This is a genomic window from Acidicapsa dinghuensis, assembly GCF_025685685.1.
GTDB classification, from domain to species: Bacteria; Acidobacteriota; Terriglobia; order Terriglobales; family Acidobacteriaceae; genus Acidicapsa; species Acidicapsa dinghuensis.
Map to the genome: position 1 here is coordinate 623,762 of NZ_JAGSYH010000005.1, position 17,191 is coordinate 640,952.

A 17,191-nucleotide genomic window follows, 5' to 3' on the forward strand; every position below is an offset into this window, starting at 1 on the left:
CCCAGCCAAGCATCTCTCTAGCCAGAGAGAATTATGAGCCAACACTTTGACGCCATCATCATCGGGGCAGGCCAGGCCGGCCCATCCCTCGCTGGACGCCTTACCGCCGCAGGCCAGCGCATCGCCATGATCGAGCGTAATCTCTTCGGCGGCACCTGCGTCAACACCGGCTGCATCCCCACCAAAGCCATGGTCGCAAGCGCCTACGCCGCCCGCATGGCACAGCGGGCAGCAGAGTTCGGCGTTCAGATTCCCGGCCCAGTCAAAGTCGATCTCAATGCGGTCCAGGATCGCAAAGAAGCCATCTCCGCCAAATCTCGTGTCGGCATTGAAAAGTGGCTGCGCGGCATGGAGAACTGCACCGTCTTTCACGAACAAGCTCGTTTTCTCTCGGATCATGAGGTTCAGCTCGCCGATCAGACCATTTCCGCGGACCGCATCTTCATCAATGTCGGCGGCCGTGCGCGCGTACCCGATATGCCAGGCATCAAGGAAATCAGCTTTCTTACCAATTCATCCATGATGCAACTGCGCGAGCTGCCACGCCACCTGGTTGTAGTCGGCGGCAGCTATATTGGTCTCGAGTTCGGACAGATGTTCCGCCGCTTCGGCAGCGAAGTCACTATCGTCGAAATGGGACCACGTTTAACCGGACGCGAAGATCCTGACATCTCAGAAGGCATCCAACAAATTCTCGAAGCCGAAGGCATCCATGTTCGCTGCAACTCAGAATGCATCGCCTTCGCCAAAACCAGCGATGGCATCTGCGTCCATGTCACCTGCGATGACGGCGCGCCTGAAGTTCATGGCTCCCATGTTCTCCTCGCCGTGGGTCGCATTCCCAACACCGACGATCTCGGCCTCAAAGCCGCTGGTGTCGCTATCGACGAACACGGTTATATTCAGGTCGATGACCAGCTTCGCACCAGCGTTCCGCATATCTGGGCCATGGGCGACTGTAACGGAAAGGGCGGTTTCACTCACACCTCCTATAACGACTTCGAAATCGTCGCAGCAAATCTGCTCGACAACGATCCGCGTCGCGTCAGCGATCGCATCACCGCCTACAACCTCTACACCGATCCGCCATTGGGCCGCGTTGGAATGACCGAAACCGAAGTCCGCAATACCGGCCGTCCCGTTCTCATCGGCACGCGTCCCATGACCAAAGTTGGCCGCGCCGTCGAGAAGGGCGAAAGCCTAGGCTTCATGAAGATCCTCGTCGACGCCGAAACCAAGCACATCCTCGGCGCATCGATCCTCGGCACGGGCGGCGACGAAGCCATCCACTGCATCCTCGACATCATGTACTCGCGTCAGCCTTACACCACACTGCAACGCGCCGTGCACATTCACCCGACGGTATCGGAACTTATCCCAACAGTTCTCGGCGACCTCAAACCTCTGGCCTGAAGTACTCGCTACACGGCTTCATTCGGTAGCGCAGTAAACCGTCGTCGCGCCAGCCACAACAAGATACCGGTCAGCGCCCACGCGGTCCCAACATATCGCGCCAGCGTGCCAAGGCTGACCCACAGCAGCGCGCATGTTACGAGTCCACCGAGCGACAGCAGCATCGGAAACCACTGCGCCATGCGCCCGCTGCGCCACCCGCGCAGCATCGAAGAGAGATTTACGCCCATAAAAGCCAGCAGCGCGCCATAGTTCAGCAACTCCGTTCCAAGCTGATAGCTGAATACCAGCGCACCCACCAGACAGATCGCCCCAATCAACAACACGTTGTTGCGCGGAATCTGATTCTTCGGATGCACCGCGCCAAAGAACTTCTTCGGCAGCGCCCCATCCTGTCCCATCGCATACAGCAATCGTGCCGCGCCAAGCTGTGAAGCCATCCCCGATCCCATGTTAGCCAGCAGCAGCGCAGCATTCACAATCAGAAACAACACCGGCCCACCGATATGCTCCGAGACATACACATACGCCGTGTCGAGGTCCGGAAACGCCTTGCCCAGCGGCCACGTCAACTGCGCCGCATACACCTCAATGCTCGCCAGCACGCCAGTGATGAAGCACGTCAGCACAATCGCCCGCGGCACACTCCGCGCCGGGTCCTTCGCCTCATCCGTCAGCGTCGATATGCCATCAAATCCGATATACGTCAGCACCGCAATCGACGTACCTCGCAGCAACCCCGAAGTATTGAAAGTCGCTGGATCATAAAACGGCCTTATCCAGAATTCCGCTCCCTGATTCGTCATGTGCAGCAGCCATCGCACCGCTGCAAACAACACCACCACAATCACCAGTCCCAGCACCGCCGCCATCACCGCATTGATGCGCGCCGATGTCTCCACCCCATTGCAGTTCAGCATCGTAAAGAGAATCGCAAAGAATACGGCCCACGCAATATACGGCACCTGCGGCAAAAAATTCATCGCAGCCCGGCTGCACCAGATCGTGCATATCAGCGGATTCAACACATAATCCATGACCAGGCACCAACCCGTCAGATAACCCAGGCTCGGATGAATTTCCTTCCCCACATATAAAAACGCAGAGCCGCCATGCGGATACGCACGCGCCATGCGGCCATAGCTGACCGAGGTGAACAGCATCGCCACCATCGCCAGTAGTATGGCCGTTACAGCATGCCCATGCGCCTCGTTATAGATCACGCCAAAGCTCGGCATCGGCGCCGTCGGCTGTATCAGAATGATCCCGTACAGCACCAGATCCCGGAAGCGCAAACTGCGCTTCAGCCCAATGGTCGTGCTCTGCGTGGTCTCGGTTGCCATCAGCGCCTCTTATTTAGCCGCCATCGCTGCAGTGGGTGTCAGCGTAGCGGATGCAACATTCCATCCATCTACAATCACCTTCACATCGGCTGGAGCATTCTCGGGCAACAACGCCGTCTGCACCGTAGATTCTCCAGGCGTCAGCTCAATCCAATTGTCCGACCAGAAAACCGGAGCAACCAGATCATCCGATGCCGTCCGAATCGCCGCGTGCACTTGGAACGCCAGATTGCCCGAACCGTTATTCAAGTGCACGCGAACTTCGCGCCCCTTCGCCGTGCTCACAGTCTCAGCTGTAGCCGTCACATTCGCCGCCGGCAGATGCGCCAGCGCTGTCAAATCCTCATGCCGATACGCCGGTGTATGCGTATAGTTCGTCTCGTTCCAGTCAAACGATGTCAACACTGCCGGCACCCAATAAAAGTTCCGGCTTACCATCTTCCCATTAGCATCCGTCAGCTTCAGATCGATGAAAAAAGTACGCTCTGCATCCTTAAACAATTTGTCAGGAATTTCAAAAACACGCTGAGAGCTGTCCACGCCTGCCGTAAGATCGCGCTGTGCCGAGTAAAGCTCTTTCCAGTTCAAATCGTGCACATCCACACTCGCATGCAGGCCCTCTACCGTTGCATAAGTGCTGTTCACCACCACAACCGACTCGTCGTCGTATGAATACTGAATATGTACCGGCTCACACGCCTTCTTCGCTGCAAAGTATCCCGCGCCGGCATCGAGATAGTAGTCATACAAATGCCAGATCATCGACGGCCACGCGTTATTCAGCATCCACTGAATCACACCGGTCGATGTGTACTTGTTCTTCCCATACGCCTCGAACATCGCGCGTTCCGAGTCGTACTCCATCGTCTGCGCAATACGCTCATACTCCGCCGCCGACTGCGGCTTGCCATAAACGGCTTCCATCGCTCCATCGAAAACCTTTAGCGTCGCAAAACCGCCGCCGCCATTATGCAGCTCCCAGTCCGCCGTCGGAGGCCATGCTTCCGGATCGGTCAGAAACTTCTTGCGGCTCGCCAGTGACGGAATCGCAGGTCCAGGGCTTGTCTCCGTGTTGAATCCATACGCACCGCCATTGTGCTTATCCACATACCAGTAGCTCGGCGCCACGTAGTCATACGGCCCCATCATCTTCACGCCACTCGCGCCTGTTACGGTAGTCGGCGTTCCCGAGGCGGAAGACAAAATCGGATTAGGCCAGTGCGTCTCCTTTTCTACTTGCAGATACGCACTCTCCACATTTGCCGGTGGAGGATTATCGCTGCCATTCAGCCACACCAGCAAACTCGGATGCTGCCTCAACCGCAGCATCTGTGAATGTAGCGAAGCCGTGGCAATCGTCAGATCCTCCGGCTTCCAATCCTTCCAGTGCTCCCAGTGATCGCAGCAACACCACCCCAGCATCACGAGAATGCCCTGCTGATCCGCAAGATGAAAGAACTCCTCAACCTCCAGCTTGCCTTCAAGGCGAATCGTATTCAGATTCATCGCCTTCACCAGCTCAAGCTGATCACGCAGCCGGTGATCTTCCGTGCGCAGCAGCATATCCTGCGACCATCCCGCACCGCGCACCAGAATCCGCTTGTGATTCACGCGAAATAGCTCGTATCCATCCACCGTGTGCTCAGCCGTAATCTCACGAATGCCAAAGTCAACACTCTGTTCATCCGTCTGCTTGCCCTGTGCCGCGAAGCTCACCGTCAGCTTCTCCAGATGAGGCTCGCCCATCTGATACGGCCACCAAATCTTCGGACCGTGAACCTTCAGCGTCGCAAACTTCTCTGGTGTAAACACCACCGTGCGGTCCTCATGCGGAGCCAACTCTACTGCCTGCTCAAACTTCGCGCCCGCGGCCGTTCCTGACACTACTCCCTTCACCGCTTCATTCGTTGAGTTATGCAGTTCCGCATACACGGTGAGCTCGGCCGTCGTCAGTGAGTCGTCTGTAAAGTGCGTAACAGCCAGCGGCGATCGCACCGTCACCGCACCGGTGGTCACCAGGTCTACACCACCCCAAAGCCCCATGTCTTTATCCGGCGGGCACGGATTCCAATCGACCCAGTTGATGCCGAGATCCTTCTCTGTTGGTGCAAACGTCTCCACCGCCAGTACATTCTTCTCGCCGCGCTTCACCCACTCCGTCACGTCGAAGTCATAGGTGCGATATGCCCCGGCGACTGTCGTCTCATCAGCAACGCGATGCCCGTTCACCCAGATTTCAGCGCGGTAGTTGATGCCGCCAAAATGCAGCCACGTCCTCGCCTCATGCTCCGTCGCGGCGGGCACGGCAAATTCCGTGCGATACCACCATCCGCATTTGTACGGACTGTCATCGGGCATCGGCAGATTAGAGAAGTTATGTCCGACTGGATACGAGACACCATCGAGATGCCGCAGATTGTCACCGTAGTACGGATCGGGCACCACACCGGCCTTCACCTGCGCCGCCAGCACCGTACTCGGCACCGAAGTCTCAATCCATCCATCTGTAGCAAAGCTCTTCGACGTAATCGCTTCCCCTGTAGCCTGTATCTTGCAGGCAGACTGCAGACGCCATCCATTCTGCAGCGCAGTTGAAGTCTCCGCGCTGAGCGATGTAGCAATGCAGCAAAGAGCGAAAGCAATCACCGCTTCCGTGCAAATCCGCAACGAAGGCAGCGTCCTATTCAATCGTTTCAATTGATGGTCAATCATGTGATTCTCCTGCTTCTTCATCCTTCTTCTCTCGTTTCTGCGGAGCGTTTTCGATTGCGAATAACCGGTCGTGCTGTCGACATACGAACAATCAGCTCCGGCATAACCGTATGCAGTTCTGCCGCAAATCGAGTGCCTTTTTCGCGCGCTTGAATCGCCTTCAGCACTCCCTCCGCCGCAAGTAGTCCCATCTCTTTCAATGGCTGCCGTATCGTTGTCATTCCCGGCGTAGCGACAACCGCAGGCAACACATCATCAAAGCCCAGCACCGAGCAGTCTGCAGGCACTCGCACTCCCGAGTCTGTCAGTCCGCGCACAGCGCCCAACGCGGTCAGGTCGTCAAATGCCAGCACAGCGGTGAAAGGAAGTCCCGTAGCCAGCATCTGCTTCGCAAAATTCAGGCCTCCTTCAAAGCCTGACATCGGATCGACCAGGTTCGGCAATTGAAACACCAGCCTCGGATCAATGCGTACTCCGGCTTCAGCCGCCACTTTCTGCAGCCCAACCCATCGCGGCTCACTGTCAAACAACTCCTGCGGTCCACGGATTACGCCAATACGGCGATGTCCAAGATCGATCAGATGCCGCATCGCCAGCATGCCGCCGGCTTCGTTATCCACGAGAACCGAACTCACGTTTCGTCCAGTCAAATCACGGCCCAGAATCACAATCGGCACATGATTCTTTTCGATGTCGGCCAGCAGATTGGTTTCTTCAAAGATCCAGCTTGCAATGACAATGACGCCTTCGGCGCGCCGCTCTAAAACCATCTTCAGATAAGTGTCAAAAAGCCTGCGCTGCGTCTGTGTGTCCATCAGCAGCGGCAGGTATCCCGCTGGATGCAGCCCCGCCTGAATACCACGCACAATCGGGATGCAGAAAGGGTCGGAAAGATCGTACGCAAGCACAGCAATCGTCTGACTGCGCCTGCTTCGCAACGACCGCGCATACGCATCGGGATGATAACCAAGCTGTTGCGCCATCGTGCGGATCTGCTCGCGCGTGCTCGCTGCCACATTCTGCGAGAGCGGCGCTTCGCTCAGCACAATTGAAACCGTCGATACCGAGAAGCCGCAGGCCCGCGCCACATCCAGCAACGTTACGTGTCCGGATCTCCGTTGGCCCATGGCGCTCCTCTCTCCTGCTACATCCCCGTGTTCATTAGCGATTTCAAATAGCTACCTTAGAAAAATCCTCGGAAACGTGCAGAGTATGATCCGCGAAACATACCGTCAGACTTTTCCCTTGACATTCAGATTGTTTGCTCCTAGATTTGCAGTTCTAATATTCAAACGTTTGAATGTCAAGGATTGGAGGCCTCCATGATAAAAAATTCTTATTTCGGCACGCTTAGATGCCTGTTATCCATCCTCGTTCTCATCGGCTGCTTGCCACACCTCCTAATGGCTCAGGCAGGTCGCGGCAGCATCAACGGACTCATCAGCGATCCTTCCGGAGCCGTCATTCCAAACGCCTCCGTGACGCTGCTCAATCACGCTACTGGAATAACGCAAACCACCGTCACAACCGCAGCCGGCCTGTATTCCTTCATATCTCTCTCGCCTGGCGATTATGAAGTCAAAGCAACTGCAAATGGATTTCAAGGCGTTGTGCGGGAGCATGTAAGCGTCATCGTCGATCAGACTATCGAAGTGAATATCTCTCTTCGTGTCGGCAGCGCCAGTGAAATCGTTACCGTAAACGAGACCACCGATCTTGCTGAAACCAGCAACTCCACCGTAGGCCAGCTCATCTCCGCCGACACCATCGATCGCGTGCCGTTACTCACACGCAACGTCTACGATCTTGTTCAGCTCAGCGCAGGCGTAACACCCGCCAACGGCGCTCCTAATTCATCCAGCTCGTTTGCCATCACCAACATCTCCAGTGGCCGTCCTGGCGTCGATGTTTCCTCTTACACCATCAACGGAGCCATCGTCGGATCTGTTTACTACATGGTTGATGGCAGCCCTGTGGGCATTGCCGAAAATAACGCCGCAGCCATCATTCCCGCACTCGATATTCCCGAAGACGCAGTCGACGAAGTGCGTGTCGAAACACAGAACACACCGGCCTCTTATCTGAGCGGAGGAGCAGGCGTCATCAGCCTCGTGAGTAAATCCGGCACAGACGCATTCCATGGCGACGCCTTCGGAGTCTTCCGTCCGGACGTGCTTGCATCTAACGAATACTTCAACAAGCAGAGCCAGATAAGTCAGGGCCTCGCCAACACACCACCATCCTTTCATCGTTATCAGGAAGGTGGATCCATCGGTGGTCCTATCAAGCGTGGAAAGCTCTTCTTCTTTGGCGACTATGAGGCAACACAGCAGGAGCTGTACGACGGATCCAATCTGTTTACCGTGCCAACCACACCCGAGCGCAATGGTGATTTTTCCGCTGACCCTTTCACCATCTACGATCCCACGCAACCTGATAACGCTGACGGCACACGCCAGGCATTCGCAGACAACAAGATCACCAACATCAGCCCCATCGCGCAGAAGTTTCTATCTGAGATGCCGAAGTGTAACATGAGCAATATTCCGGGTGCGGATTGCGACACGGCTTCTGATGACATCACGAACAACTTCTTTGCACCCGGTCTCGATCCAACCACAGCGCAACGTTTCGATGCGCGCATCGATTGGAATCAAAGCGAGAAACAGCGCATCTTCGGCCGCTTCTCCTTCGATCGCCTCTTTAATTCCACATACAACGCCTTCGGCAATATGTGGGATCTGAACTACGCGCAGAACGTCACCAACGGCCGCAACATTCTTGTAGCCGACGATCTCACGCTGAGCCCGACAACCGTGCTGCAGCTTCGCTACAGCTTTACGCGCCATTATGAAAACCAGGGCGGCGATCCGCGCCAGGTAGGCTTCGATATCACCTCCATTGGTTTCCCGTCCTATCTTGCAGCACAAGAGGTCTACAAGCTGCTTCCATTCGTATTGTTCAATGACTCCGGCAGCGGTGTCGGTGGTACCGCTGATTACAACACTTTCCAGTACGCCAGCGAAAACAGCGACGCTAACGCAACCATCACCAAGATCTTCGGTAAGCATGAGATCAGCGCAGGCTTCGAATGGATGAAGCGATTCCTCAACGTAGGTCAGCCGCCCGCTGCCTCCGGTGCATACGGCTTCGATATCTCGGCAACCGACCAGGCTACGGGCGCACAGAATCTTGTTGGCGGCAGCGACTTTGCTTCGTTCCTATTAGGCATGGGCACGACGCCGGGCAGCGAGTCCGATGGCTATCCAAGTTTTACCAAGGATATTTTCGCAGCGGAAGAGAGCCCGTACTACGCAGCTTTCATTGAAGACACCTACCATCCAACAAAGAAGATCACCATCACCGCTGGTTTGCGCTGGGATATCTTCGGTGGACGCACCGAGCGCCACAATCGCCTTGAGTTCCTGAATCAAACTGCAACCAACACCGTGAGTGGCGTGCAATACACCGGCGCTGAGCAGTATGTAACCAGTGGAAGCCCGTCGCCATATAACTCTAATCTCACCAACTTTGGCCCGCGTCTCGGCTTCTCGTGGCAACCTTCCGAGCATTTCATCGTTCGCGGTGGAGCTGGCTACTACTACGGCCCCAGCACGCAGATGGTGGCCAGCGCCGGACTCAACAGCGATGGCTTCGCCTCGCAGACCACATGGAACGCAACCTGCTACAACGCCGATGGCAACACGGTATACAACGGCACTGCTGGCTGCGTAGGTGCAGCCGGTGGCAGCCCGGTTGTTTCCAATAACGCCTCAGGTCTTTATGCCGGGCCCTATTCACTCAGCAATCCATTCCCCAACGGAGTAGTACAGCTTCTTTCCAATCCCACCGGCCTCGGTAATAATCTCGGCACCACGCTCAACACTGTGCTGCATTCACAACGCACGCCGACGACATACAACTTCAACTTCGGCTGGGAATACGAATTTCCGCATCAGATCGTCCTGAGCACTGCCTATGTCGGCAGCCGCGGCCTCTTCATTCCGTTTGGAGTGGTCGACTACAACCAGCTTGATCTCGGAACTATCGCGCAGTATGGCTATTCGCTCTGCGTCGATCCTTCCAACGCTGCCTGCCAGATGGTGACAAACACATGGGCTCCGATTCAGCCTTCCACCAACGCCAACTATGGCACGGCGACTGTGCCGCTGTGGGTATCGCTGCAGCAGTTCCCGCAGTTTGGCAACGGCAGCTACGGCGGCGGCAACGGCGTCAATGTGCATGGCTACCCAGGCGGCGACTCGGACTATAGCTCGCTGCAAACCAAACTGCAGAAAAAGCTGACCAGTCACTTCACGACATTGGCCAGCTTTACCTGGGCCAAGCTGATCACCGATAACGGCAATCCTCCGCTTGGTTTTGTCGGCGCGCATCTTGGTGCGGCGCAAGACTGGAGGAATCTGAACTATGAGCACTCCATCAGCCCGCAGGATGTGAAGTATCAATTCACCGGTGAAGTCTCGTACGATCTGCCCGTGGGCAAGCAGCGCGCTCTTCCGCTGAATGGCGCCGCCAATGAGGTTCTCGGCGGATGGACGGCCAATGCGATCGTATATCTGAGCACAGGTATCCCGATCGCCGCGCCGACCGTGGGAGCGAACATCTCTTACTTCAACCAGCGCGCCGACATGACCTGCGATCCGCGCCAGGGTGCTCCACATACCGCAGCGCAGTGGTTCAATTTCAACTGCTTCTCGTTCCCGTCGAGCCCGTTTGTTGCGGGCACCGCACCGGCGTATATCGACAGCCTTCGCACCATGGGAGCGCAGGACGTAGACATTTCGCTGTACAAAAAATTCGAGTTAGGCGAGAAGCGTGAGATTCGAATCGATGTCTCTTCCTACAACATCTTCAACCGTGCGCAGCTCGGTATCCCCAATACACCGAGCCTTACGGTTCCGGATAACATCGGCCTGGTCCAGACCACGGTGAACACGCCGCGTCAGTTCCAGTTTGGCGGCCGGTTTACCTTCTAAGCCGACAGATGGTTGCACACGGCGCGAATGTTCCACAATTGCTCCTCGTGGAACATTCGGGACGCCAGCATGCGGCGAGAAGAAGGCTTGTCAAGCCAGAAAAGTAATAACGCACAGATGCTACATGGCTTGGCATTGCGTAGATTTATCCGCTTTTATGCATGCGGGGCTAAAAGCCTGATTTGGATATATCACAACAGACATATTTGGCTCTGTGGAGCAGCGGATACTCCGGGACATCCTAGGAAGTTACGTTGTAAAGACTTACGTAGTTGCTGACGGATGTTGCCTCCAGTTGCGTCTGGTCCGAAGACAGGGCCAGAATCTTCTGCCTGTTCTCTTCGGGAATTCTGCGAGCGAGATTGTTCCTGAATTTTTCCATGAGCAGAGGGATTCCATCCCCGCGTCGCAGCCGATGGCCGAGAGGATATTCGACGGAGACCTCCGGAAGGACGGCGCCATTGTTCAGCTCCACCGTCAGGGCATTGGCGATAGAACGCTTCTCCGGGTTGTAATAGTCCGCCGTGTATTGCGGATCTTCGACGCAATGGATGCGTGCTCTCAGCTGGTCAATCCGCCTGCCCCATACGGCATCTTTTGCGACCACGTCTTCATAATCTTCCGCGGTGAGCCTGCCGAAGATGAGCGGAATCGCCACCATGTACTGAATGCAGTGGTCTCGATCCGCGGGATTATTGAGCGGTCCTTGCTTATCGATGATGCGGATGCAGGCCTCATGCGTGCGGATGGTGACGCGCGCAATATCGGCTGCTGTCTTTCCGATGGCGGCGAGCTGCTGGTGCAGTTTCATCGCCGCTTCTACTGCGGTCTGGGAGTGGAACTCGGCAGGAAATGAAATTTTGAAGAGCACGTTTTCCATTACGTAGCTGCTGTAAGGGCGCTGAAAATGGAATGGCTGCCCTTTGAAGGAGACATCATAAAATCCCCACGCTTTTGCGGTGAGTACGCTGGGATAACCCATTTCGCCGGTCTTTGCGATCAGTGCCAGCCTGACTGCCCTGGACGTGGCATCTCCGGCGGCCCAGCTTTTGCGCGAACCCGTATTGGGAGCGTGGCGATAGGTTCGGAGAGATTGTCCATCAACCCATGCGAGCGAGATTGCGCTGTGTGTCTGCTCGCGTGTGAGCCCGAGAAGCCCGGCTACCACCGCAGTGGAGGCAACCTTGACCAGCACAACGTGATCGAGGCCTACCTTGTTGAAAGAATTCTCAAGCGCAAGGCACCCCTGGATCTCGTGGGCCTTGATCATTGCGGTCAGCACATCGCGCATGGTGAGCGGATGATCGTTTCTTGTCAGCCAGTCTGCCACGGCGAGAATGCCGCCGAGGTTGTCGCTGGGATGGCCCCACTCGGCTGCCAGCCAGGTGTCGTTGAAGTCGAGCCAGCGAATGATCGTGCCAATGTTGAAAGCGGCGGTTACGGGGTCGAGCTCGAAGCTTGTGCCGGGAACGCGAGCGCCCAGGTGCATCGTAAGACCCGGCACGACGGGTCCAAGCAGCTTGGTGCATGCGGGAAAATCGAGCGCCTGCAGGCCGCAGCCCAGCGTGTCGAGAAGGCAATAGCGCGCAGTTTCGTAGGCAAGACTGCTCTGGATGGTGTAATCCAGAACATAATCGGCGATGTCGCGGATGACCTGATCGAATTCAGGCCGTACGTTGGAGATATGGCTGGACATGTATTTCTTTCGTCTGATGACGGGTTGGTGTTGCTGAAAAATTCCTAGCTGCGTTGCTCGATGGGCACGAAGGGAACGTCTTCCGGTCCGGTGTAGTTGGCGCTGGGGCGGATGATTTTGCCGTCCACGCGCTGCTCCATCACATGCGCAGCCCATCCACTGGTGCGCGCGATGGCGAAAATGGGCGTAAACATCGCGGTTGGTATACCCATGATGTAATAACTGACGGCTGAGAACCAGTCGAGGTTGGGAAACATCTTTTTGGTCTCCCACATGACGCTTTCGATCCGCTCGGCAATGTCGTAGGTCTTCAGGTCTCGCGCCGCTTCGGAGAGATCGTGTGCGACCTTCTTAATGACCACGTTTCGCGGATCGGCGATGGTGTAAACAGGATGACCGAAGCCGATGATGACCTCTTTTGCGGCTACGCGTGCGCGAATATCGTTCTCTGCTTCGTCCGGTGAAGTGTAGCGTTCCTGAATCTCCAGAGCCACTTCATTGGCGCCTCCGTGTCTGGGCCCTTTGAGCGCGCCGATTGCGCCGGCGATAGCGGAAAACATATCCGAGCCTGTTCCTGCGATGACGCGCGCGGTAAAAGTGGATGCGTTGAACTCGTGCTCGGCATAGAGAATGAGCGAAACGTGCATGGCGCGGACCCACTCGTCTGAGGGTGGCTTGCCGTGCAGAAGATGCAGGAAGTGTCCTCCGATGGAGTCATCGTCGGTTGCAGTTTCGATGCGCCGGCCGGAATTGGCAAAGTAGTACCAGTAGAGCAGCATGGAGCCGAAGAGAGCCATGAGGCGGTCGGCGATGCCGCGTCCTGACTGGGCCGAATAGGGCTGCGGCTCCGGTTCTAGCGTTGCAAGCACGCTGGCTCCTGCGCGCAGTACGTCCATGGGATGCGCAGTCTTTGGCAGTTGTTCGAGAGCTGTTCGCACGGACTGCGGCAGACCACGCATGGAGCGTAGACGGCGCTTGTAGGCTTCGAGATCCTCGCGGTTTGGCAGTCTCTCGTAGAGAAGCAGGTAGGCAACCTCTTCGAACTCGCACCGCGCTGCGAGGTCGAGAATGTCATATCCGCGATAATGCAGATCGTTGCCGCTGCGGCCTACGGTGCATAGCGCAGTGTTTCCAGCCGGAACGCCGGAAAGTGCTACAGACTTCTTGGGTTTAAATCCTGCTACCGGCTCCGTTCCCATTATTTTTCCTTCTCCTGCGCGAACAGCTCATCGAGTTTCTGCTCGAATGCGTAATAGCCGAGGTAGTCGTATAGCTCTGCGCGGGTCTGCATGGTATCGAGCACATTCTTTTGCGTGCCATCCCGCCGAACGGCCTGGTAGACCTTGAGCGCGGCGGCGTTCATGGCTCGAAACGCCGACTGCGGATAGAGCGCTATGGCTACGCCCACGCTGCGCAGCTCGTCGAGCGTAAATAACGGCGTCGCTCCGAACTCAGTGATGTTGGCTAGCACTGGAACCTGCGTGCGATCCACGAATGCTTTGTACTGGCTCAGCTCTGTTACGGCCTCGGGAAAGACCATGTCTGCGCCGGCCTCGACGCAGGCGGCTGCGCGATCGAGCGCCGCGTTGAGGCCCTCGTTGGCCAATGCGTCGGTGCGCGCCATGATGACGAAGCTCTCATCGGTTCTTGCATCAACAGCGGCCTTGATGCGGTCCACCATTTCTTCACTAGAAACGATGGCCTTGCCCGGCCTGTGCCCGCAGCGCTTGGCCTGTACCTGATCTTCAATGTGACAGCCGCCGGCGCCTGCGCGAATCAGCGAGCGGATGGAGCGGGCAATGTTGAAGGCTCCTCCGAAGCCGGTGTCGATATCGACCAGCAGGGGCAGTGAGCAGACTGCAGTGATGCGCCGCACGTCTACGAGCACGTCTTCAAGCTCGGAGATGCCGAGATCGGGAACGCCGAGCGAGCCGGCTGCTACACCGCCGCCAGCGAGATAGATGGCGCGATAGCCGACGCGCTCTGCCATGCGGGCATGGTACGCGTTGATGGCTCCGATGATCTGGAGCGGGTGCTCTGCGCTTACAGCGGTACGCAACTTGAATCCAGCGGTCTCTGTGTTTTGCCGTGTATCCATAAGAACCTGCTATCTTAGCAGCTTCGTTTTGCATCTGGTCGATGTCTGCGGGCCGTTCAGAAGAAGTGGAATCAAATGGGGCGGGATGGATCCCGATATTATTTTCCGATGCAAAAGGTGCTGAAAATGAGGTTTAGCACGTCATCCGGTGTGGTCTGGCCGGTGAGCGAATCAAGCGCCCATAGTGCGCGGTAGAGATCGAGCAGCACCATCTCATGAGGGATGTTGTTTGTGGCGGCGGCTGAGGCTGCGTCGAGTCCTTCGATGGCCTGGGTGACGGCGCGATGATGGCGCAGGCTGGTGAGCATGCCGGGCTCTGCCGCTGCGCCGCCGGTTGCGAGTTTGAGGATGGCCTCGCGCAGCTCGGCTATGCCCTGACCAGTTACTGCAGAGGTCGGGATCACGGGCAGATCAACGTGCGCCAGCAATGCGGGCTCGGATGATTCGATTCCGGCGGCCAAGGTGTCTTCTGTGTCGGGGTCGAGGAGATCGCATTTGTTCCAGGCAATCAATGCAGAGCGACCTTCAAGACTGTTGAGAATCGTGCGGTCTTCCTCATGCAGATGACCTGCCGGGCCAATCTCCGAGGCGTCAATGACGACCAGCACGATTGCCGCGTCGGCGAGCGCCTGGCGGCTGCGCACAATGCCCAGCCGTTCGGCTTCGTCCACAGCTTCACGTAAACCGGCTGTGTCCACAAGTTCCAGCGGAATGCCCCCGAGCGCGATGCGCTCGCTCACAGTATCGCGTGTAGTGCCGGGGATGGCGGTGACGATGGCGCGGTCGCGCTCGACGAGAGCGTTAAAGACCGAGCTCTTGCCTGCGTTGGGACGGCCTACGATGGCGAGTGTAAGTCCGTCGTGCAGCACGCGCCCGTGGGTGAAGGTAGCCTCAAGCTCAGTGAGCGGTGGGCGGATCGCCCCAATGCGCCGCTGAATCTCCCGCTCCGGCGCAACCGACACATCGTCCTCGGCGAAGTCGATACCGGCTTCGAGCAACGCGATCAGTTCCAACAATGCATGCTTCGACGGCATGACGCGTGCGCTGAGCGCGCCGCCCATCTGGCTGGCAGCCAGACGCGCCTGAGCGAGTGTCTGTGCGTCGATCAGGTCACGTACCGCCTCGGCCTGCGTCAGATCGATCTTGCCCGCAATAAATGCGCGTTGCGTGAATTCCCCTGGCTCGGCCAGCCGCGCGCCCAGAGTAAGCGCCTGCCGCAACAACAGGTCGAGCACAACCGGCGAACCATGCGAGGCGATCTCCACCAGATCTTCAGCAGTGTAGGAGTTGGGAGCGGCAAAGAAGGTGACGACTGCTTCGTCAATGCGGCTTTGAGTGTCATCTTCATCAGCAGTTGGGTCCAGCACTTCGGCGAAGCGGGCTCGCGCGTGCTCCAGCGGTCCGCGCAGGCGCACCAGCTGCTCTGCGATGGTTGTGGACTCTGGGCCACTCAGCCGGACAATGCCGATGCCGCCACGGCCCGGTGGTGTAGACACGGCGGCGATGGTGTCAACGGCTGCACTGGCGGCGCTGTTGTTTAGTAAGGGATCGGACACTCTGTCATTGTAGGCAATCGGCCTTCAGCAATTACTCTGGAGACATGCGAGACGAAACGAAATGAAGGCGACTCACCTCGAGTTCCGTTTGCGGCTATGGATCAGCGTTGCCATCCTGTTCCTCGGCTTCTGGGCGCCATGGATTGAGTGGTTTCAGCTTGGCAGCCGCACCACGGCTTGGCTGTGGCTCGGGTTTCAACTAAGCCGCATTGGGATTCCAGCGAGCAGCGCGATTCAGGTCGCAACGGCCATTGCAATTGCGGCTGCGGCCATTGCAGTAGTTCTTCGTGTCTGGGCATCGGCCTACCTGGGGCACAGTGTCGTGACAAACTCTGAGATGAAGGCTGGAGCTGTCATGGCCGATGGCCCTTTCCGGCACGTGCGCAATCCACTTTATATCGGCAGCATGTTGATGAACGTAGCCATCGTCATGCTGATGCCGCCCTCGGGCGCTCTGGTGGCGCTGGTGCTTATCGGCCTGTTTGTACTGCGCTTGATCTTCGGCGAAGAGGCTTTTCTCAGCGCGCAGCTTGGCCAGCCCTACCTTGACTACTGCAAAGCTGTGCCGCGTCTTTTTCCCGCGTTGCGCAGCCGTGTGCCCAAAGGCGGTCAGAGGCCGCAGTGGGTGCGCGCTGCGCTTTCTGAGTTGACCCCGATTGGCGTGCTGGTGAGTTTTGCGGCGCTGAGCTGGCAATACAACGCCCAGTTGCTTATACGCGCCGTCCTGATCAGCTTTGGCGTTTCGCTGGTGGTGCGGGCGATGATGACGTCTGCCAATACGCCCGCGCAGCCGGTTGCTTAAGACTTGGCGGCGAAGATGCCGTTAAATGCCGCGCGATGCCGGAAGAAGATGATGAACCAGCAGACCGTGACAAAGATGCCGGGCCCAATGGCAGCGGGCGCCATGAACCCATGGAACATGAGGATATTCACAATGACCGGCGCGATGAATGTGAGAGCCAGCGGCACGAACCGGTTGACGAGAAAGAGCACCGCTGTGAACACCTGGATGCCGGAGACGACGAGCAGATAGGGCGTGGCGCTTAACGCCTCAACATAGTTCTTGGCGGCGCCGGGTGGCATCGGCGGCTCCGGGATGAAGTGCAGGAAGCCATTCAGGCCGAAGACGAGAAAGGTAAGCCCGATCAGGATGCGGGCGATGATGGAAAGGATCTTCATGGACAAATCCTCCTCTGGGAATCTGGCTCTGGAATCCGGCGAACGATGCATGGCAGCCGGCAGAGCTGGGTTTTCTCAATAGAGACAGCAGCGTTGGCTAAAGTCGCAAAATTTAACAACAGATGTCGTTTAAGTCGGCGTGAGGTTTCTACGAAGCTTTCGCCGACTCCACAATGTGGCCCCGACGCCACGATATC

11 protein-coding genes are annotated in these 17,191 nt (G+C 57.2%); 3 read left to right on the forward strand and 8 right to left on the reverse strand.

What is annotated here, in order from left to right; translation table 11 throughout:
* Positions 1 to 33 precede the first annotated feature (33 nt).
* Positions 34 to 1,413 (forward strand): FAD-containing oxidoreductase, encoded by a 1,380-nt coding sequence (locus OHL22_RS17370; RefSeq protein ID WP_263340085.1) that lies wholly within the window; start codon positions 34 to 36, stop codon positions 1,411 to 1,413.
* Between the two features lie 8 nt (positions 1,414 to 1,421).
* Here OHL22_RS17370 and OHL22_RS17375 read toward each other — a convergent pair whose 3' ends face one another.
* From OHL22_RS17375 to OHL22_RS17385, 3 genes are read right to left on the reverse strand one after another with little or no spacing between them, the layout of a single operon-like run.
* A complete protein-coding gene (locus OHL22_RS17375) occupies positions 1,422 to 2,756 on the reverse strand; it encodes an APC family permease (RefSeq protein ID WP_263340087.1) in 1,335 nt (444 codons plus the stop codon).
* A 9-nt stretch (positions 2,757 to 2,765) separates the two neighbouring features.
* The gene (locus OHL22_RS17380) at positions 2,766 to 5,468 is read right to left on the reverse strand and encodes a glycoside hydrolase family 2 protein (RefSeq protein ID WP_263340089.1); all 2,703 of its coding nucleotides are present in this window, start codon (positions 5,466 to 5,468) and stop codon (positions 2,766 to 2,768) included.
* A gap of 17 nt (positions 5,469 to 5,485) precedes the next feature.
* Positions 5,486 to 6,595 (reverse strand): LacI family DNA-binding transcriptional regulator, encoded by a 1,110-nt coding sequence (locus tag OHL22_RS17385; protein WP_263340091.1) that lies wholly within the window; start codon positions 6,593 to 6,595, stop codon positions 5,486 to 5,488.
* A gap of 195 nt (positions 6,596 to 6,790) precedes the next feature.
* Here OHL22_RS17385 and OHL22_RS17390 point away from each other — a divergent pair, with 195 nt between their 5' ends.
* On the forward strand, positions 6,791 to 10,465 hold the full coding sequence (locus OHL22_RS17390; protein ID WP_263340093.1) for a TonB-dependent receptor: 3,675 nt from the start codon (positions 6,791 to 6,793) through the stop codon (positions 10,463 to 10,465).
* A gap of 241 nt (positions 10,466 to 10,706) precedes the next feature.
* Here the strand turns inward: OHL22_RS17390 and OHL22_RS17395 are convergent, their stop codons facing one another.
* The 4 genes from OHL22_RS17395 to mnmE form a co-directional block, all read right to left on the reverse strand.
* The gene (locus tag OHL22_RS17395) at positions 10,707 to 12,161 is read right to left on the reverse strand and encodes a bifunctional 2-methylcitrate dehydratase/aconitate hydratase (RefSeq protein ID WP_263340095.1); all 1,455 of its coding nucleotides are present in this window, start codon (positions 12,159 to 12,161) and stop codon (positions 10,707 to 10,709) included.
* Positions 12,162 to 12,205: 44 nt separating this feature from the next.
* Positions 12,206 to 13,360 (reverse strand): bifunctional 2-methylcitrate synthase/citrate synthase, encoded by a 1,155-nt coding sequence (gene prpC, locus OHL22_RS17400; protein WP_263340098.1) that lies wholly within the window; start codon positions 13,358 to 13,360, stop codon positions 12,206 to 12,208.
* Positions 13,360 to 14,259: a methylisocitrate lyase gene (gene prpB / locus OHL22_RS17405; RefSeq protein WP_263340101.1), complete on the reverse strand. Its 900-nt coding sequence runs from the start codon at positions 14,257 to 14,259 to the stop codon at positions 13,360 to 13,362. Before prpB ends, prpC begins: the two co-directional genes overlap by 1 nt.
* A 98-nt stretch (positions 14,260 to 14,357) precedes the next feature.
* A complete protein-coding gene (gene mnmE / locus OHL22_RS17410) occupies positions 14,358 to 15,815 on the reverse strand; it encodes a tRNA uridine-5-carboxymethylaminomethyl(34) synthesis GTPase MnmE (RefSeq protein WP_263340103.1) in 1,458 nt (485 codons plus the stop codon).
* Positions 15,816 to 15,876: 61 nt separating this feature from the next.
* Between mnmE and OHL22_RS17415 the strand changes: the two genes are divergently transcribed.
* Positions 15,877 to 16,617, forward strand: coding sequence for a methyltransferase family protein (locus OHL22_RS17415; RefSeq protein WP_263340107.1), 741 nt, complete (start codon positions 15,877 to 15,879; stop codon positions 16,615 to 16,617).
* On the opposite strand, the gene OHL22_RS17420 is transcribed toward OHL22_RS17415, so the two are convergent.
* Complete coding sequence (locus OHL22_RS17420) at positions 16,614 to 16,994, reverse strand: hypothetical protein (RefSeq protein WP_263340110.1); 381 nt, start codon at positions 16,992 to 16,994, stop codon at positions 16,614 to 16,616. The genes OHL22_RS17415 and OHL22_RS17420 overlap by 4 nt on opposite strands.
* Between the last annotated feature and the right edge of the window lie 197 nt (positions 16,995 to 17,191).